18 protein-coding genes and 2 pseudogenes are annotated in these 18,123 nt (G+C 62.4%); 9 read left to right on the top strand and 11 right to left on the bottom strand.

The window, feature by feature from the left end; translation table 11 throughout:
• Positions 1–128: 128 nt before the first annotated feature.
• From PWP93_RS25735 to PWP93_RS25715, 5 genes are read right to left on the bottom strand one after another with little or no spacing between them, the layout of a single operon-like run.
• The gene (locus PWP93_RS25735) at positions 129–1,082 is read right to left on the bottom strand and encodes a SphA family protein (RefSeq protein ID WP_421046565.1); all 954 of its coding nucleotides are present in this window, start codon (positions 1,080–1,082) and stop codon (positions 129–131) included.
• A 38-nt stretch (positions 1,083–1,120) separates the two neighbouring features.
• Positions 1,121–1,654, bottom strand: a complete 534-nt coding sequence (locus tag PWP93_RS25730; RefSeq protein WP_421046564.1) for a flavin reductase family protein — start codon at positions 1,652–1,654, stop codon at positions 1,121–1,123.
• A gap of 23 nt (positions 1,655–1,677) precedes the next feature.
• Positions 1,678–2,916 carry a styrene monooxygenase/indole monooxygenase family protein gene (locus tag PWP93_RS25725; protein WP_421046563.1) on the bottom strand — a complete coding sequence of 413 codons (1,239 nt, stop codon included), beginning with the start codon at positions 2,914–2,916 and terminating at the stop codon, positions 1,678–1,680.
• 55 nt (positions 2,917–2,971) lie between these two features.
• Positions 2,972–3,760 carry an SDR family oxidoreductase gene (locus PWP93_RS25720; RefSeq protein WP_421046562.1) on the bottom strand — a complete coding sequence of 263 codons (789 nt, stop codon included), beginning with the start codon at positions 3,758–3,760 and terminating at the stop codon, positions 2,972–2,974.
• 36 nt (positions 3,761–3,796) lie between these two features.
• Positions 3,797–5,041: a dienelactone hydrolase family protein gene (locus tag PWP93_RS25715; RefSeq protein ID WP_421046561.1), complete on the bottom strand. Its 1,245-nt coding sequence runs from the start codon at positions 5,039–5,041 to the stop codon at positions 3,797–3,799.
• 364 nt (positions 5,042–5,405) lie between these two features.
• Between PWP93_RS25715 and PWP93_RS25710 the strand changes: the two genes are divergently transcribed.
• Positions 5,406–6,419 carry an AraC family transcriptional regulator gene (locus PWP93_RS25710; protein WP_421046999.1) on the top strand — a complete coding sequence of 338 codons (1,014 nt, stop codon included), beginning with the start codon at positions 5,406–5,408 and terminating at the stop codon, positions 6,417–6,419.
• A 174-nt stretch (positions 6,420–6,593) separates the two neighbouring features.
• On the opposite strand, the gene PWP93_RS25705 is transcribed toward PWP93_RS25710, so the two are convergent.
• A complete protein-coding gene (locus PWP93_RS25705; RefSeq protein WP_421046560.1) occupies positions 6,594–7,364 on the bottom strand; it encodes a hypothetical protein in 771 nt (256 codons plus the stop codon).
• A 456-nt stretch (positions 7,365–7,820) separates the two neighbouring features.
• Between PWP93_RS25705 and PWP93_RS25700 the strand changes: the two are divergent.
• Together PWP93_RS25700 and PWP93_RS25695 are read left to right on the top strand one after the other, a co-directional pair.
• Positions 7,821–8,172: pseudogene (locus PWP93_RS25700) on the top strand (YSC84-related protein); the annotation flags it as partial.
• Positions 8,173–8,212: 40 nt separating this feature from the next.
• A complete protein-coding gene (locus PWP93_RS25695) occupies positions 8,213–8,452 on the top strand; it encodes a hypothetical protein (protein WP_421046559.1) in 240 nt (79 codons plus the stop codon).
• On the opposite strand, the gene PWP93_RS25690 is transcribed toward PWP93_RS25695, so the two are convergent.
• Both PWP93_RS25690 and PWP93_RS25685 read right to left on the bottom strand, forming a co-directional pair.
• Positions 8,422–9,093 (bottom strand): GGDEF domain-containing protein, encoded by a 672-nt coding sequence (locus tag PWP93_RS25690; protein ID WP_421046558.1) that lies wholly within the window; start codon positions 9,091–9,093, stop codon positions 8,422–8,424. The genes PWP93_RS25695 and PWP93_RS25690 overlap by 31 nt on opposite strands.
• A gap of 540 nt (positions 9,094–9,633) precedes the next feature.
• Positions 9,634–10,554 carry a LysR family transcriptional regulator gene (locus PWP93_RS25685; protein WP_421046557.1) on the bottom strand — a complete coding sequence of 307 codons (921 nt, stop codon included), beginning with the start codon at positions 10,552–10,554 and terminating at the stop codon, positions 9,634–9,636.
• 364 nt (positions 10,555–10,918) lie between these two features.
• Here PWP93_RS25685 and PWP93_RS25680 point away from each other — a divergent pair, with 364 nt between their 5' ends.
• The 4 genes from PWP93_RS25680 to PWP93_RS25665 all read left to right on the top strand — a co-directional run bounded on the left by PWP93_RS25680 (position 10,919) and on the right by PWP93_RS25665 (position 13,782).
• Positions 10,919–12,394 carry an amidase gene (locus PWP93_RS25680; RefSeq protein ID WP_421046556.1) on the top strand — a complete coding sequence of 492 codons (1,476 nt, stop codon included), beginning with the start codon at positions 10,919–10,921 and terminating at the stop codon, positions 12,392–12,394.
• A gap of 208 nt (positions 12,395–12,602) precedes the next feature.
• A complete protein-coding gene (locus tag PWP93_RS25675) occupies positions 12,603–12,791 on the top strand; it encodes a hypothetical protein (RefSeq protein ID WP_421046555.1) in 189 nt (62 codons plus the stop codon).
• Positions 12,728–13,252: a phage late control D family protein gene (locus PWP93_RS25670; protein ID WP_421046998.1), complete on the top strand. Its 525-nt coding sequence runs from the start codon at positions 12,728–12,730 to the stop codon at positions 13,250–13,252. Before PWP93_RS25675 ends, PWP93_RS25670 begins: the two co-directional genes overlap by 64 nt.
• Positions 13,249–13,782, top strand: coding sequence for a contractile injection system protein, VgrG/Pvc8 family (locus PWP93_RS25665; protein WP_421046554.1), 534 nt, complete (start codon positions 13,249–13,251; stop codon positions 13,780–13,782). The genes PWP93_RS25670 and PWP93_RS25665 overlap by 4 nt, the downstream gene beginning before the upstream one ends.
• Here PWP93_RS25665 and PWP93_RS25660 read toward each other — a convergent pair.
• The 3 genes and pseudogenes from PWP93_RS25660 to PWP93_RS25650 all read right to left on the bottom strand — a co-directional run bounded on the left by PWP93_RS25660 (position 13,779) and on the right by PWP93_RS25650 (position 15,389).
• Positions 13,779–14,264, bottom strand: a complete 486-nt coding sequence (locus tag PWP93_RS25660; protein WP_421046553.1) for a type VI secretion system baseplate subunit TssF — start codon at positions 14,262–14,264, stop codon at positions 13,779–13,781. The two genes, PWP93_RS25665 and PWP93_RS25660, sit on opposite strands and share 4 nt — an antisense overlap.
• A gap of 16 nt (positions 14,265–14,280) precedes the next feature.
• Positions 14,281–14,496 (bottom strand): annotated as a pseudogene (locus tag PWP93_RS25655) (type VI secretion system baseplate subunit TssF); the annotation flags it as partial.
• Positions 14,497–14,564: 68 nt separating this feature from the next.
• Positions 14,565–15,389: an IclR family transcriptional regulator gene (locus PWP93_RS25650; protein WP_421046552.1), complete on the bottom strand. Its 825-nt coding sequence runs from the start codon at positions 15,387–15,389 to the stop codon at positions 14,565–14,567.
• Positions 15,390–15,571: 182 nt separating this feature from the next.
• On the opposite strand from PWP93_RS25650, the gene PWP93_RS25645 reads away from it, so the two are divergent.
• Together PWP93_RS25645 and PWP93_RS25640 are read left to right on the top strand one after the other, a co-directional pair.
• The gene (locus PWP93_RS25645) at positions 15,572–16,918 is read left to right on the top strand and encodes an MFS transporter (RefSeq protein ID WP_421046551.1); all 1,347 of its coding nucleotides are present in this window, start codon (positions 15,572–15,574) and stop codon (positions 16,916–16,918) included.
• Positions 16,919–16,968: 50 nt separating this feature from the next.
• Positions 16,969–18,123, top strand: coding sequence for an acyl-CoA dehydrogenase family protein (locus PWP93_RS25640; RefSeq protein ID WP_421046550.1), 1,155 nt, complete (start codon positions 16,969–16,971; stop codon positions 18,121–18,123).

Raw genomic sequence — 18,123 nt, 5'->3', positions numbered from 1 at the left:
GGCACTGAGCAGCCGGGAAGGGATTCAAGGGGTGGGGACTAACGAATGCCTCTACAAGCATTCGCGTGCGCCATATCCGCAGACTCGACTCCAGCCGGCGTGCATGGCGCGAACACTTGATCAGCGTGTCACTGGAAATGATGCACGTAGCGCAGCACCAGGCGCGTTCCCTCGGGCCGGTTGCGCGCATCCGCCTCGAAATAGGCATTGAACATCAGGTGGTCCTGCCGGGAGAAACTGTACATTGCCCCCGGGCCGATCGCCCACACCGCCTCACGCTGCCCCTGCACATTCTGGCCGTTCACCTTCATGTCGGTGATCTGGCGCAGCCAGTAACCATTGAGGCCGATTCGAAAACCCGGCATCACCTCGTATTCCGTGGCGATGTTGGCGTGCAGCGCCTGTCCGGCCTGCGATGAAGCTGCCCCATCCCCCAAGCCCTGATATGGTCGGTTATTCGTGGCGTTCCAGAGATAGTGCAGCCGCCAGGAAACCGTCCACTTCGGATTGATCCAGACAGTCGCGGCCCAGTATGGATCGATTGACCAGAAGCCGCTGCCCGGGTTGATCGCTTTGCCTGCGTCATAGGCACCCGTTGGCACAATGATCTGGAGTTCGAAACGGTGCGCAAAGCGCGGTCCGTCCGGGCCGACTACCGGGTCGAACTGGATGAACGGCCCAACAAGCAGATCGCCGAACCCCGTGCGCGCATTAAGCGCCACGGCGCCCATGCCGTCATCGGTGTGTGCTGATGCCACCCACGGCAGGATCACGTCGACGCCCGGATGCGCGCCAGCAATCTTGAAGGGCGACTGATAAACGAGTTGCGTCAGGCCCGCGAAGATGTCGACGTTCTGCTTCGGCAAGGCGACCTTGTTTCCGGCATTGTCGTTGATACGATCTGCCGTGTAGTACTCGAGGTACTGCGTTGCATACCAGCCGGGCCCCGCTGGCGGTGCACCATCGAGGAAGCTCGTGAAGCCGAGGTTGACGTTGGGCAGGTCGCCCGCTATTGCCGATCCGGTGTGCATCAGTCCAGACACAGCGAAGCAGAGCAGCAGGCGGGACGCGGAGCGCTTCATGCGGTCACCTTATATATATGTATTGCTAAATAAATTGATTAAATAAATTCTGAATTATTGGCTACTGCGCCGTACTGCCCGGAATGGAAGACCAGCGGCGCGTGGCCATCTGCTTCGAAATGCTCGATTTGCCCGATGAAGATCAGGTGATCGCCGCCTTCGTGCTGCGCCAGGTTGCGACACACGAAGTGCGCGCTGCAGCCGTCGAGCACCATGGTGCCGCCAAGGCTTTCACGGCAGGCAACACCGGAGTACTTGTCTGGCGACGGTTTCGAAAAGCGGCGCGACAGTTCCGTCTGGTCTTTGGCCAGCACGTTGATCGCGAAGTAGCCCGCCTGGACGAACTCCACACAACTGGGTGAAGTCTTGCCGATACTCCAGATCACGAGTGGTGGATCGAGCGACAGTGACGCGAACGAGTTTGCGGTCAGACCGATCTTGCGGCCATCCCGCGCTGCGGCCGTGATGACAGTAACGCCCGTCGGATACTGCCCGAAGGCGTTGCGCAATTGCCGCATCGCATTGAGCTGGTCATCGGGTTTTGCGGCGGTGGGTTCGAGCGTGCTGCACATGAGCTTTCTCCTTTTCGTGTTCGTTACGCGGCGCGCGCAGCGTGTTCGTCGATCAGCGCCATGCAGGCCGCCGGATCAAACCACCACGGCGAGAACGTGCGCGGGTCGTCGAAGCCGTCGGCAATCGTCGAGGCGAGCGTTGGAAACTGACCGGCCGCGCCGAGCAACTCGAGAATGTGCGGCGGCGGTGGCGTGAGCAGTGAGTTCGTCCACTTGACGACCTCTTGCGCGTACGACCAGTAGCGGTCGTACGTCTGCTGCATCCAGTCCTCGCTGAAGGCAGCGCTGTTGCGCTCGAGAATGGCATCGAGATAGACCTTCGTGCACTTTGCAGCATTGTTCGAACCCTGGCCTGTAATCGGATCGTTCACGACGATCGCGTCGGCCATGCCGAACACGGTCTTGCCGGAAGGCAGCCTGAAGTAGGGATTGCGCACAGTGGGCGCGAAGCGCCCGCTCAACACGCCGTTGGGGTCGGTCAGTTCGACGTTTGCACAGCGCTCGGCTTCCCACGGCAGATATTGGCGGAGAATGGCCAAACTGGTCTCGAGATGCTGCTCGGGTGTCTTGACGCCCGCCCAGCAATCGAGCTGACCGCCGGGAATGCCTTCGAACACCATGATTTCGCACGGACCATTCGTGGTAAGAGCGGGGAACGCAAAGTACTCGCCCACGCCCGGAATCAGATTGAAACGTACGCGCGAGTAGGGCGTCGACGGCGTCATGCCCTTCACGTAGGTCAGCGCCAGCGCGCGCTGCGGCTTGTCGAAGGGGCTGCGTTCGGCGTTGCGGCCCAGCAGATTTACGATCTCCCCCTTGCCGGCTGCCAGCAGCACGAGATCATGGCTCCTTGCGAGCTCTTCCATTTCGGGTACGCCGACGTCGCAGATTCGCACGTCGGCACCGCGTTGGACGACGGCTTCGAGCCAGGCCGACATCTTGACGCGCTGATCGACGGATTGGGCCGGTCGAGTCAGGCGCGCGGACCAGTCGATGAGCTTGCGGCCCGGCAGGTCCGGGTGCGGCACCGCGAAGCCAATTCCCTCCACGGGAGGGCAGGACGCATCCCACCAGTTCAGGCCGAGATCTCGCTCGATTTGCAGAGAAGTGTTGAACATGCACTGACTCGACATGACCTTGCCGGTGCGGATTTGCTGTGCATCGCGATTGGTCGCGAGCGTGACTTCATAGCCGCGGTCGAGCAGGGAGAGCGCCAGTTGCAGACCAGACTGGCCGGCGCCGACGATGGCAATTTTTCTCATAACGAATACCTCGAAGTCGATACGTCAGGAAAGAGTGTTTGCGAAGTGATGGGTCTTACTCAGCCAGCCTCGGAATGGCCGGCACGGCCTGCTCGGGGCCCATCGCCGAATAGCCGCCATCGACGGCGTAATCGGCCCCGGTCACGAAGCTGGCTGCATCGCTGCACAGGAAGGTGACGACATGCGCGATTTCCTCCGGGTTGCCGACGCGTCCAAGCAGATGAAAGGGCGCGGCCACGCGGTCCGTCTTTGCGCGATCGCCATGCGTGAGTTCGTCCATCACGCGCGACCAGGTCCAGCCGGGCGAAACCGAATTCACGCGGATCCGGTCCTGGGACAGGTCCATCGCCATGTTGCGCGTGAGTGCCTTGAGCGCGGCTTTCGAGGTCGGGTAGAGCCAACGCCCCGTTTGAGCGCACTCGGCCGAGATCGAACTGAAGTTGACGATCGAGCCGCCGCCGCGCTTGACCATATACGGATGCACGGCCTTGACCAGCATGACCGCCGAGATCACGTTTACGTTCATCGCGGCGAGCCAGTCGTTTCGGCCTGCCTGGATGCCGTTGTCCACATAGCTGCATGCCAGATTGACGAGAATGTCGATGCCGCCGAACTGCCGCGCGGTTCTGGCAACAGCTTGCTCCAGCGCGCTGTCGCTGGTGATGTCGGTTTCGACGAAGAGACCGTTGGTGCCGAGCGTTTCGGCTACGCGTCTGCCGTTCTGAAGGTCGATATCGAGCACGGCAACGCTGGCGCCGGCGGCGGCGAGATCCCGGGCGACAGCCGCGCCGATCAGCGTGGCGCCACCCGTCACGATGGCGGCTTTGCCTGCGAGTGAAGTCATGATGGCTTGCTCCATGTTCTTGAGAGGATGATTCGGTCAGTTCGCGTCGTTGGCGGGGGCACTGTCCCGCCAGCGCTTCATCAGCGTGTTTGATGGGAGCGTTTCGTCAAGCAGTTTGCGGGCGGTATCAGCGCCTGTTGTGGGCAGTCCCCTCGGGTCGAGCAGACCGATCTGCACCAGCACGCTGGCCTGGTCCCAGTAGATGTGCTCGTGGTAGAGCTTGTCGCCGCGGAATTTCACCACGGCAAGCAGCGGAATCTCGACGCGCTTGCCCGTCGGCGCAATGCCGGGCAGCATCCAGTCGATCTCGGTGGTATGCGTGAAGCAGAACAGCGTTTCGTCGACGATCTGCGTTGCGCCGATGGTGCGCGAAACCGGGATGATCGTCGTATCGGGCGGATTGGCGTGCACGAAGTGGTGGCGATAGAAGCGCTTCAACTCGGTGTAGCCCACGCCGCCCGTGAGCGTCGGAATATGGTTGACGTAGGGCTCGGCCACCATCGTCGCCATCGTGGCTTCGACGTCGCGCGTCGCGAACTCGTGGGCGAGGTGCGCCTCCCATAGTGCAGAGAGATCGTATTGCGGCCCTATCGTTTTGCGAAACGCGGCGACCGCGCGCTCGTGCGCCATCATGGCCGAGGGCTTGTCAAAATGATCACTACCCTTGCGGGCGAACGCGTGATCGACGCCCGGATAGACATACACTTCGACATTTTCGTTGTTGCCCAGCGCGGCCGTGATCTGCTGCTGCGCATCGGCCGGGCAGAAGCGATCGAGCGCCGCGATATTCAGGACGACGCGCCCCTTGATGTTCTTCGCTTCGTCCAGTGCCTGCTCAATACCCACGCCGTAGTAGCTGACTGCGCAAGCCAAGGGAAGACGGCAGGCCGCGAGCCAGGCCAGCTTGCCGCCCAGGCAGAATCCGAGCACACCAGTCTCGCCGCGGCATTCGGGCAATGTCCGGAGTACGGCGAGCGTCGCGCCGATATCTTCGACACCCTGGTTTTCGTCGTATTGCTGATAGAGCTCGAACGCACGCGCAAAGCCGGCCTCCGTATAACCGAGTTCGATGCCCGGTTCGACGCGCCAGAACAGGTCGGGTGCCAGCACCGTGTAGCCTTCCTCGGCGTAGTAGTCGGCCACGTCGCGCATGGTCTCGTTGACGCCGAAGATCTCCTGGCACAGCACAATACCCGGCCCCGTGCCACTTGCAGGAGTTGCCAGGTAGGCCCGGAACACGCCGCCTTCCGGTGCGGGAATATCGATGTATCTTCCTTTCATTGCGGGCTCTCCACCAAGGTTCTGTCTCGAATGCCCCCAGTGTTCTGCGACAAAACAATGGGCTCTATCCGTTTCATTCAACGGGTATCCGCGGAATCCAGAAACGTGCGGAACGAGGGAAAACCCTGCCAGGCGGGCGAGGGTAATTGAGGATGGCTGCCGCGGCAGGGCAGGCCTACAGTACGCAGCTTCCGGCAGAGGGCACAGCTCCTGTGCCTTTGGCGTCGCCCGGCTTGCTGGAGGCTTCCGGAGCGAGGAAACTATCTGGATCTCCCACGCGACTATCCGCTTCCTTCAGACGGTTCGTGGAGTCGGGAAACTCGTGCACGGATCAGGTGCGCGCGAACGTTCTTGGAGCGCTTCTATGGAGCATCTTCCCGCTGCGAATGTGCTGGTCGGCGCGGCCTGCTTCAACAGCGACACCCTGTTGCTCGAATCGGGCGACCTCAACGAGGTGCGCGAGTGCGTCGGCTCTGTGTTCAAGCCTCACAAGCTTGCGCTGCCGGGCGCTTCACACCAGTTACCGAGCCGCATGTATCACGCCCGGCACGGGAGCCTGTCGCTCAATCTGCTCCACTACGATGGCGACGTGACGATCGATCCCGAACGTCTCGACAGCTTCTTCCTGTTGCAGATCCCCGTGAGTGGCGGTGCTGAAATCGAATGTGGGGATCGCCGTTTCGACTCGTCGCCGGCTGTTGCGTCGCTCGTGTCGCCGACGCTGCCCTTGCGGATGCGCTGGATTCGTTGTCCGCAGGTCGTGCTGCGCATCGAGCGCGAAGCGATCGAGCGCCACTGCGCGCGCCATTTTGGCACCGAAGAGCACGGAGCGGTGGAGTTCGAGCCTGCATTCGAACTAGCTTCGCCATCGGGGATGTGCCTGTTGTCACTGCTTTCGGTGCTGGGGAATGCATTGAACGATCCGGCGCACCCGCTGCGTCATCCACTGGCCTACGAGCAGTTCGAGTCGACCTTGCTCAACGCGCTCGTCTATGGGCAGCCCAACACGGCGCGCAGTGGCATGCGGCCCTCACGCGGGCCGCTTGCGCCGTTCTACGTGAAGCGGGTTGAGGAGTACGTGCGCGCGCATCTGCATGAATCCCTGACGATTGAACGGCTCGCCGAGTTCGCAGGCGTAAGTGCAAGCACGCTGTTTGCCGGCTTCCGCAATTGCCACGGCGTAAGCCCGATGGCCTGGGTGCGTCAGCTGCGCCTTGAGCGTGTGCGCGATGAACTGCGCGGCGCGGCGGCTGAACCGATGTCCGTTACGGACGTCGCGCTCAAATGGGGGTTCGCCCATCTGGGCCGGTTCGCAATGGACTACAAGCGGATGTTTGGTGAATCGCCATCGGTTTCGCTACGAAACCGTTCCGGCTAAGCGATCGGCAGACAGTCTGCGAGCGTCTCGTCGATTTTAAACATAAAAGAATGGACCCAGCGGTTTGTTCAGCAGGCGTTGCCATGCCGCGCTGATGCAGCGCTTCGAGACGCCCTCGTTTGCCGATCTGCTGCGGCGCGCCGCGCCGATTGTCGGCTAGCCGCGCATGCCGATTCAGGGCAACTGCCCCAGCGATTGCTGCAAGCTGATCAAATTGACCGGCACCACGCGAATCATGCCGCCGCGCGGGCTGTCGATATCGGCGATCAATGAGAGCGAAAGCGCCACGGTCACGGGCAGCACGAACATCAGCACGCGCCGGCCGGTCGTGCCGCGTGCGCCGTAACCCTGCATGAGGTTGCTGACAAACGCGATCGCCATCATCAAGCCCCACGCCGACACCGGAATGCGATTGAGCCAGGCCGCCTGCGTATAACCTTGTGTATTCAGCACGTCGTTCATGCCGGACACCGCCAACGCCGTGATCGGCGTGGGCCGCGCGAGCGCTGCGCCGCGCACGTTCTCCCACAATTGAGCCTCGAGCCCCGTGGTTTTGTTGTTAATGACATCGAGTTCGTGCGCATTGCGCGTTTTGTAATAGTCAATGCGCAATTGGAGGTATTGAGCCAGCAGCGCCTTGATTCTGGGCGCCTCGGCTTCGCCGATCAGATCGGCACGCACGTATTCGGTGCCGATTGCATTCGCTTCTTCTTCCTCGTAATTTTTGCGCTGGTCATAGCGGCTCACCGCCATCGAGAGCGTAAAGCCGATTAGCAGCGCGAGCAGCGTGAGCGTTGCGCCTTGCACGACGTTGTAATTCTCGCGCGCATCGTCGGAGAGCGGAAAGGCGCGCTGCAAGAAGACCGCGCCAAGAGCGGCGGCCACACCGAACAGCACGATCAGTGCGACGAACAGGACGGCAGGGTGGTGAACGAGCATGGCCATTTCAATTATTCCTGGACTGGATTTTTATTGAGTAGCAGGGCCGGGCGTCAGGATTTTACGGCAATTGACTCGTTTCGGGTTCTTGCAGCGCGGCACCAAAAGCAATGGCTTCGGATGGAGTATCAGGCGCGTACTTTATCTGAATTGCCGCGCGGGGCAATTAATTGCCCTTACTACCTATAGCGGGTTTATGCCGAATTACGAAAACTTGCATGCGGAGGTGAAAGGACGCCATCAAGCGGGCAGGACGGCAATAACCAGCGCGGCGACGGCAACGCAACATAGTGGTTCGACATGGTGAATTCCAGTCTCTCAAAGCATACGGTGGAGGAGCGCGGCGCAGCGCCTTTGCACGTTTGCGGCTCGCCGGCGGATCAGCTGGCTCCGAACCCATATGCTGCCAGATTCGCCGCTTCAGCGGCAATTCGACGATTTGATTCAGCCCAGGCGGGCATCGGCATCGGCATCGGCGGCGAGCACGGCGACGGCGCACTGCGCGTGGGCGGCAGCACGACGGGATATTACGGCCTCTTGGCCGCTTCGCTTGGCGCGACCCTCGGCATGCAGTCGAAGGCCGTGGTCTATCTGTTCATGACGCAGGACGTAGGACGCGCTCGACAAATTCCGCGCCTCCGAGGGCTGGTCGGCGGGCGGCGACGCATCGGTTGCGGTCGTGAAGATGGGCGCTAATGGCCAGCTCGACACCACGACCACCACCAAGCCGGTCGAGGTGTTCGTGCTGACGAACAGCGGCTTGATGGGCAACCTCTCGCTCTCCGGCACCACGATCACCCGTCTGGACCTGTGAGGCCGAGTTGCGGCTCACGGGCGCCGCCTGCGGCCCCGAGATGAAAAAGCGCCCCAACGCCGTGCTCGCGCTGCTCAGCTACACGGTCACGCCGGATCAGACCGCGAGTTCGCTGGGCATTAACAACGGCAACACGTGCAACCCGGCGCTGAACATGACCCCGCTCGGCGGCCCGGTTCCCGATCAACCGGCACATCGACGAGAACAAGAACAGCCCGAATGTGTCGGGCGCTTCGCTCGGGATTGCGCTCAGTTTTTGATCTCCGCGCTCCAGCGTTGAACGCGATTGCGCCCGGCGTGTTTCGCCGCGTACAGCGCCGCATCGGCGCGCTTGAGCGTGGCTTCGAGGCTGTCTTCCGCTTCGTCGTAGCAGGCAATGCCGATGCTGCAGGTCTGCGTGAGCGTGCCGCCATCGTCGAGTTCGATGGGCGTGTCCTGCAGCGCATGCCGAATCCGTTCGGCCACCATACGGGCGCGCTCTTCGGGTGTGTCCAGCAAGATCGCGGCGAACTCCTCGCCGCCGATGCGCGCGGCAAGATCGTCTTCGCGCAGCGCGTGCTCGAATACCCGCGAGGCCACCGCGAGCACGCGGTCTCCAATCGCATGGCCCCACGTGTCGTTCACGCGCTTGAAATAATCGAGGTCGAGCGCGAGCACTGAAAGCGGGCGATGATGCCGCCGCGCCTGCGCCACCGCCTGCCCGGCGGCCTTTTCGAAGTAGCGGCGATTGGCGAGCCCCGTGAGCGGGTCGAAGTCCGCATCGGTCTGCAATTGCTTGAGCAGCAGATGCTGATGGGTGATATCGGTCAGCACCACGAGCAGGGGATCGTCGTCGCCGGGCTCCGCAAGTGCAGGCAGTCTCGTGCAGTGAACCAGCATGTGGCGAACGCCCGAACGTATCTGGAACGGTTCGGGGGCCATGGTGTCGTGCGACTAGCGAGGTTTGTGCGGTGAGCCGCTGGGCGGCTTGCAGATTCGCGGCGCGGAAGTCGTGCCACGACTGCCATGCATTGGTAAAGATATTCGCCGCGGCCAGCACCGAAAGCAGGACGAGGAATTCACGCATCCACGATTTGCGCGTGACCGGCTGCAATGTCCAGCGATGATTCCTGGGGGCGGCGAGTGCATGGGTCGTTAATGCGTTTTGATTTTCCGGCTAATTGAAGGAACGCGGGCGTGAATGCTCCTTTGGGAAATTCGGCTTGCCCAAACCCGGATGGTTGCGGCCTGATTGCGGGGCAATACGTACGATGTTCGCATTCATCGCACGCACACCGATCCCGATTTCGCCGCCGACTGAGCAGAAAAATGCCCGCTCAAGGCGGGCACAAGTACGAGGAGACCGGATAAGGGCGTCGGGGTATGCCCTTGGGACACACTGTAGCGCACGGTGCGCGTGCGAAACACCTATCTGAATGAACAGGGGGAGGGCCGTGACCTGGCGCGCATCGCGCGATCGGCTCAGGTGGCCTGCCGATCCTTGATCGTGAGCCGGCACACGGTTGCGAGCGCGAGCAGATTCGGGTCGCGCTCGCGCCGGCGCAGGAAGCTCAGGCCGATGGTCTGCCGCATGTTGAACCGGGCGGATAGCGGGATCAGCATGATCTTGTGCGCGAACAGGTCGCGCACGCGGCCCGGCAGCAACGTATAGCCCACGCCGCCACTGACGAGGTTGATCAGCGAGAAGATGTCGCTGACTTTCATCACGACGTTCGGCGTGAAGTCCGCAATGCGGAACGCTTCGAGAAAGTCTTCGGACGTCGCGAATCCCTCGCTCAACGAAACGAAGGGCTCGTCGCGGCACTGGCGCAGGTCGATCGCGTCGTATTGGCCGTATGCGGAGCCGATTGGCGCCGCGAAGAAAATCTCGTCCTCGAACAACCCGATCGATTCGATCTCCGAATCATGCGAGGGAACCGCCATGAGCGAGGCGTCGATCGCGCCGCGCTTGAGCTTGTCGAGCAGGTCGGCGTTCGAGCCGAGAATCAGCTCCGCCTGCAGATCGGGGCGCCGGCTCTTGATGACGGTGACGATTTCGGGCACGGCGCGGATCGTCAGCGAGTACAGCGAGCCGATCTTCAGATGTTCCGAGCCGTAGCCTGCGGCTTCGCGCGTCGCGCGGATTCCGTCGATCATCGTATTGAGGACTTCGCCGGCAACTTCGGCGAGCACACGGGCCGCGTCGGTCGGGGTCAGGCTGCGGCCTTCGTGACGGAACAGCGTGCAGCGCAGGCCTTTCTCGAGCGAATGCAGCGCGCGATGGACGCTGACCGTGCTGATGTCGAGCGCCTCGGCCGCCTTGGCCAGGTTGCCGCATTGCATGAACGCGAGCAGCACTTCGAGCTTGCGGAAGGTGATCTCTTCGTCGACGCGGGGGAGCATGGTGGGGCGGCTGTTCGGGAGGCGGCAGGAAATTCTGCACCAGAACACGAGCCGTCGCAATTCGGGCGGGGCGGCTGGAAGGACGCCCGCGGTCCTCTGCGATCATTAGCCGGAGAGTAACGTTCCGAACGCCAACGTGATTGATGGAGATTGTCCGCGTATCTATTATCTTTCGAAATCCGGCTTTCCAATACGAGCAACGTCGCTGCGCACGGGCCGCCGCCGTTGTCGGTAATGCGCTCGAATGGTATGACTTTATCGTCTGCGGCCTTCTTTGCCGGCATTTAGCGCTGGCGCTGGAATCGCGCGGAACTATGACGCTCTCCGGTCCCCATCCACAATCCTTCGTTCAAGAAAGTCACGCATGAATCAGGCATCGCCTTCTCCCGCCCAGCCCACGCATGGCGAAATCGTCGCCGCCAGCGCGCTCGAACTTTCGCAATGGATCCGCCTTCGCAAGGTCTCCTGCCGCGAAGTGATGAGCGCCTTCCTCGACCACATCGAGCGCGTGAACACGCCGGCCAACGCGATTGTCTCGTTGCGCGAGCGCGCCACCCTGCTGGCCGAGGCCGGCGAGCGCGACGCGCAACTCGCGCGCGGCGAATACCTTGGCTGGCTGCACGGCATTCCGCAAGCGCCCAAGGACCTCACCGCGACGGCCGGGATTCCCTCCACGCAGTGCTCGCCGATCTTCCGCGACGAAGTGCCGAAGGCCGACGCGCTGGTGGCCGCACGCATGCGCGCGCAAGGTGCGATCTTCATCGGCAAGACCAATTCGCCGGAGTTTGGCCTGGGTTCGCATACTTACAACCCGGTGTTCGGCACCACGCTCAACGCTTACGATCCCACGCGCAGCGCGGGCGGCAGCAGCGGCGGCACGGCGGTGGCGCTCGCGCTGCGCATGCTGCCGGTGGCGGATGGCAGCGACATGATGGGCTCGCTGCGCAATCCGGCGGGCTGGAACAACATCTTCGGCTTCCGGCCTTCGCAGGGGCGCGTGCCATCGGTGCCTGCCGTCGACATGTTTTACAACCAGCTTGGCTGTGCGGGGCCTATGGGCCGCAGCGTGCCCGACGTGGCCATGCTGCTTTCCACGCAGGCGGGCTACGATGCACGCGCGCCGCTCTCGATTGCCGAAGATCCGGCGCAATTTACCGGTCCGCTCGCGCGTGAATTCGGTGGCGCGAAAATCGGCTGGCTCGGCAATTACGGCGGCTATCTGCCAATGGAAGACGGCGTGCTCGCTCTTTGCGAAACCGCTCTCAAGGACTTCGAATCAATTGGCTGCAAGGTCGAGGCGACGCGTCCCGACTATGCGATGGACAAGCTCTGGGACTGCTGGCTCACGCTGCGCCACTTCTCCGTGGCGGGCACGCTGGGCGCACTGTATCGCGATCCCGCCAGGCGCGCGCTGCTCAAGCCCGAGGCGCAATGGGAGGTAGAGGGCGGGTTGAAACTTTCGGGCGAGGACGTGTGGAACGCCACAGTCGCGCGCACGCAGTGGTACAACGCGCTGCTCGCGCTGTTCGAGCGCTTCGACTACCTCGTGCTGCCGAGCGCGCAGATCTTCCCGTTCGATGCGAAGGAGCACTGGCCGCAGTCCGTCGCGGGCCGCACGATGGACACCTATCACCGCTGGATGGAGGTGGTGATCGGCGGGACGCTCGCGGGCCTGCCCGTGATGTGCGTGCCGGCGGGCTTCAACGCGCAGGGCCTGCCGATGGGCTTGCAGGTGATCGGCAAGCCGCACGCCGATCTTGCCGTGCTGCAACTGGCGCATGCCTACGATCAAGCCACGCAGTGGGTGACGCGGCGTTTGCCGGGGGGGCTTGGGACGTAAATCCCAAACAGCGTGGTATTGGCATTATCAATGCGCATTGCATATTCCAGATGTGGGATTTTTTACCAGATAATGGCAGGAGGTATTGCCTTTAATCAGTAAAAATATCCCGCATTTTTCTCAAAAATCCTTGCTTTACAGTTCCGTCATGAATTTATAATCGCAGGCTGGCAATAACTCGTCCGAATATGAGCAAAGGAAAAGGTGCATGGATCACACCGCACTCGACTCGGCATTGCGCCTGCGCAATCCGCAATATAACCGTCTGTTCAAGTTCGATTCGCCGATCGGCGCCGACTGGCTATTGCCGCTTTACGTAAAAGGCAGGCGAGACTGGGCCGCGATTACGAATTCATCGTCGACGCCGTTTCGCGGCGAGGCGATCAGATCGATCTGACTGCCTTGCCCGGCAAGGCCGGCACGCTCTGGGGCCAGCAGATGGACGGCGCCTACATGCCGGTCAACGGCTATGTTCACCGGTTTAGCCGGCTTGGGTCGGATGGGCCGCTGACCTTTTATCAGATTCGGTTTTCGTCCTGGCTGTATTTCCTGCGCCTGCGGCGCGATATGCGCGACTGGCAAGAGCGGAACGGTGAGCAGATTCTCACCGATGTGTTCAACGCGCATCCGCAGGCACGTGGCGCATTCCGTTTCGATCTGCACACGCCACTGCCGTCGTCTTCGAATCGCGTGCAGTGGGAATACGACCTGAATTTCGTCTATCGCAGTATGGAGGAGGTCGGGGTATTTTCGTATTTCGAGCAGGCAAACGATGGCCGCTCGCACACGATGGTGCTGACCGACGATGCCTGGTTTGTCCCTGAGTTGAAAAGCCAGTTGTGCAATTCGGACGCATGAGCATTGGCGACGAGCTCGACGGATTCACGCAGTGGAAGGAGCAGTTGCAGATCGAGAGCGCGCAGTTGACCTCGCGCTCGTTCGACTACCAGCGCCCCGACCTGCCGAGGCAGGTCCAGGGCGTCACCGATACCGCAAACAGCTTGCCGACCGATGGCGAGGCCTACGACTACCCCGGTGTGTACATGTGGTCGGACCGCGATCAGGGCGAGCGCCGTGCGCAGATCAGGCTCGAAGAGCGGATGTGGCGCATGAAGCGCTTTCACGGCGCAGGCGCACTGCGTTGCGCCATGCCTGGACGCTTCGAATTGCGCGGCCATCCGGTCATGCTTTGCAGTACGACGACGCAGGACGCGCGTGCGTACTGCGTTTCCACGACGCGCGTGCGCTCAGCCTGCTCTGGCCCGTGCTTACGGGACGAGAACAGGAGGCGCTGCTGGGACCCATTAGCGTCTGGCATGCACTCGACGCAGGCGGAAGACCGTGCGCCTACAGCCAGACCGGGGAGTCAAACCGCGAACTGGCGCTAACCCCCGGGCAATGGCAGCAGATCCAGACGCTTTTGCTGAAACGGGCCGGAGTGTCCAACACCGATGCGATCGCCCTGGTGCGCAAACAAGCGGATCTCGAGCAGATGAGCCGTGAGGAGAAACTCTCGCGTGTGCGTGCTGCGGTTCCATTCCTGCGCGCTGGTGCGCCGGCGAAAGCGCCGCCTGCCACGACGGAACGGTATGACACCTGGCGTCGGGCCCGCGAGCTTCGCCGAACTACCATGCATCAGCGAGGTGAATGGACGAATGACATTCTTCGGGGCCGTGCCGGCCGCATTCCGGACCTCGTTGACCGACCAGATCTCGCTGCCCGTGATGGCTGTTTTCGTGCGATTCACCGGGTACAGGCCCGTAACCGGATCTCGCTTGAGTGGCTGTGCCCTGGGCCGGAACAAGTTGACGACCGGGGTGCAAAAGAGACTGAGATGGCTTGCCGACAGCGGCGCGAGTCGTTGCGCCATCCACGAATCGGGATGAAGCGTCGGCAAACTCCGGATAAGCGTCATCGAGGCGGCTGCCGAGACGGGCGGCGAGCAGCGCGAACGATTGCAGGAGCCGTTCGACATGGGGATCTCCGACATGGTCGCCAACCATTCCGAGGCGGGCAGCAATCTTGGGGTAGCGCTCCGCAAATACGCCGATCGAGCGGCGCAGCAGACCTGGTTCCCTTTCGTAATGCGGAAGCAGATCCATCGTGTAAGGCGAAAATTTCCAGGATGCTGAATGTGCGGGGGTGGCGGATATTGTCGAGGCCCCCGACCTCAACGCAACCCCATTTGCCTGTCCGCGAGACTGACCAGTTGCACGAGTTCAGGTCCGAGCGTGTCGTGCAGTTCCTTCTCGCCCATGCGCAGGCCGGGAACCGCGCAATTGAACAAAAGCCTTCTCGGCCCGTAATGGATTCGCGACGCCACGCCAACCGCGAGCACGCCGAGCCCCGAATCGCCCATGTTGATCGCATATCCGCGTTGGGCGTAGCCCGCCACGGCGTCCATCGCGCGCTTGTGGGTGCGGGCATAGCTTTCGGGACGAAGCTGGCGGGCGCGTTTGAGGAATTCCTGCCGTTCGGGCGCCGTCAATTGCGCTAGCCACGAGCGCCCCATGGCCGTCTCCAGCACGCCGTTCACCGCGCCCACGCCGGGGCGCTTGAGCGTGCCTTCCTCGTAAGCGCAGGTTTCCAGATACACCACGTCGAGATCCATCGTTACGCCGACCGAAACCGCGCCCTCCACGCGATCGGCCAGCGCCTGCATGGCCGGGCGCACGAGCGCCAGCATCGGCGTCTTGATCAGGTACGGATACGCAAGCGTCACGGCGGCGGGCCCGATGAAGTAGCGGTCCAGTCGTTCGTCGTGGTCGAGAAAGCCCAGCGCATGCAGGGTTCGGCATAGCCTCGAAACCGTCGGGCGCGACAGTCCCAGCCGGGCCGCAAGCTCGCTGTTGGCATGGGCGCGCGGCTCGCCTACGAAGCACTTCATGATCAGCAGGCCCTTGGCCAGGGTGCCGGAAAAGTATGGGTCGTCTTCCTTCACGCGGCGCAGATCGGTGTCGTCCTGCATCGAATAAGCGTTCAGCGATTTGCGCATACGAATTCCCCGAAATAGCCGCCAATGGCCTTGCTGCAACCGGATTTCAATATTTGAAATTCTAGTTCATTCCCTGTGATGCTTGCGCGTAGAGTCGCCGCATTGGTCGGGCGCGTCGCCGCTGACGCATCCCTTATCACCGGCCAAGACCGGTGAAGCCCGCCCCCATGAAGGAGACATCGTTGAACACCGCCAAATTCGTCACCGCAACGGACGATGCCCATATGCCCGCCGCGCCCGCCGACGTCGACGCCACCTATCGAAAGATTCTGTTCCGGCTCTTGCCGCTCCTGATTGTCTGCTACGTCTGCGCGTACCTCGACCGCGTGAACATCAGCTTCGCGAAACTGCAGTTCATGAGCGATCTGGGCTTCAGCGAGGCGGCATACGGACTGGGCGCCGGATTGTTTTTCCTCGGTTACGTATTGTTCGAAGTCCCGAGCAATGTGCTGATGCAGCGTATCGGCGCGCGCCGCACGCTGCTGCGCATCATGGTGACGTGGGGCGTGATCTCCAGCGCGACGATGTTCGTGAAGACGCCCATGCAGTTCTATGTCTTGCGGGTGCTGCTCGGCGTGGCCGAAGCGGGCTTCTTCCCCGGCGTGCTGTTCTATCTGACGATCTGGTTCCCTTCCGCACGGCGCGGACGCGTGACGGGCTATCTGATGGCCTCCACGGCGCTTGCCGGCATTATCGGCGGCCCGGTATCTGCGTGGATCATGGTGCACATGGCGGGCCTGCTCGGCTTGAAGGGATGGCAATGGCTGCTGCTGGCCGAGGGGATGCCGTCGCTGCTGCTGGGGGCGCTGGCCTTCCTGATCCTTAGCGATCGCCCGGCCGACGCACGCTGGCTCAGCGACAAGGAAAAGGCCATCGTCCTCGAGCAATTGCGCGCCGACGAGGGCGGCGGCGCACGGGGGCACGCAGCGGGACATGGGATCCTCAAGGTGCTTGGACAACCGCGGATCTATGTTGCGATAGTCGCCTATTTCTGCGTGATCATGCCGTTCAATGCGATCGGTTTCTGGACGCCGACCATCCTAAAGGACATGGGCATCAAGAACCTGATTCACGTGGGCTGGCTGTCGAGCCTGGTGTTCGTTGCCGCTGCAATGGGGACCTGGATCCTGGGCGCGAGTTCTGACCGTCTCAAGGAGCGGCGCTGGCACTTGCTGATCAGCAGCGCCGTCATGGCGATCTGCTTTGGCATGCTGCCGCTGGCGCTGCATAGCCAGGGCTTCGCCATCGCCATGCTCGGTGTCGCCGCCGCGGCGTCGTACGGCGCGTTCGTGGTGTTCTGGACGATCCCGCCTTCGTTCCTCGACGGCGACGCCAAGGCCGCCGGGATTGCCCTGATCACCAGCATCGGCGGCACGGGCGCCTTCGCCAGTCCGACCCTGGTGGGCTGGATCAAAACCAGCACCGGCAGTCTCTATCCGGCGCTGACCGCGCTGGGAGTGATCGCAGTCGGCGGCGCCGTGCTCATGATGTTGGCGACCCGTCGCGCATCGCCGGACGTGCGAACCTGAATTCGCTTTGGCGTCTCAATCCCTATTCACGCTTGCCCGGAGTTAGATTCGTGATCCGAAATAATGAAAACCTTGAAGCCCTGATTGCCGATGTTCGCGCTTTTGTGCGCGAACAGTGGCTCCCCATCGAAGAACAGGTCGCCCGCGACGATCTCGTGCCGCCGGACATGGTCGAAGCGCTGCGGCGCAAGGGCTATTTCGGCTGGAGCATCCCGGAAGCCTACGGCGGCCTGGGCTTGACCACGGAAGAACTGGTGCTGTGCGCGATGGAGTTGTCGCAAGCGTCCGTGGCCCTTCGCGCCCGCGTGGGCACCAATACCGGAATCGGCTCCGAGGCGCTGGTGGCCGATGGAACCGAAGAACAGAAGCGTCGCTGGCTGCCGCGCATGGCGACGGGCGAACTCACGGGCTGCCTTGCCTTGACCGAACCGCAGGCCGGCTCCGAAGCGAGCAACGTGCAGACCACGGCGCGCAAGGACGGCGATCATTACGTGCTGAACGGCACCAAGTGTTTCATCACGAACGCTCCCGTGGCGGACATATTCACGGTAATCGCCCGCACCGAAGAAGGCACGCGCGGCAGCACGGGTCTCTCGGCGTTTCTGGTCGAACGCAGCGACGGACTCACCACTGGCGAGCCGTATCGCAAGATGGGCCAGGCCGGATCGCCGGTGTCCGATGTGTATTTCAAGGATTGCCGTGTGCATGCGAGCCAGCTGATCGGCGGGCGCGAAGGCGTCGGCTTCCAGACCGTGATGAAGGTGCTGAACAAGCAGCGCCTGCACCTCGCGGCATTGTGCACGGGCCCGGCGATCCGCATGCTCGACCTCGCCATCGACTATGTCACGCATCGCACGCAATTTGGCCAGCCAGTGGCGAACTTCCAGCTGGTTCAGGCGATGATCGCGGATTGCCGCACCGAAATTTTCGCCGCGCGCTCGATGATCGTCGAAGCCGCGCGCGCCCGTGACCGGGGCGAGGACGTCGCGCTCCCGGCATCGATGTGCAAATACTTCGCATCGGAAATGTGCGGGCGGGTGGCCGACCGCGCGGTCCAGATGTTCGGCGGCTCCGGCTACGTGGCGGACTTCAGCCCGATCGAGCGCTACTACCGCGACGTGCGCCTGTTCCGCCTCTACGAAGGCACCAGCCAGATACATCAGTTGAATATTGCCAGGCTCGTGTTGCGCGGCGAGGGGAAGTAG

This window comes from Paraburkholderia sp. A1RI-2L (assembly GCF_048957375.1).
Taxonomy (GTDB): domain Bacteria; phylum Pseudomonadota; class Gammaproteobacteria; order Burkholderiales; family Burkholderiaceae; genus Paraburkholderia.
Note: the sequence above shows the minus strand (reverse complement) of the source record. Positions and strands in the feature narration are given on the sequence as shown.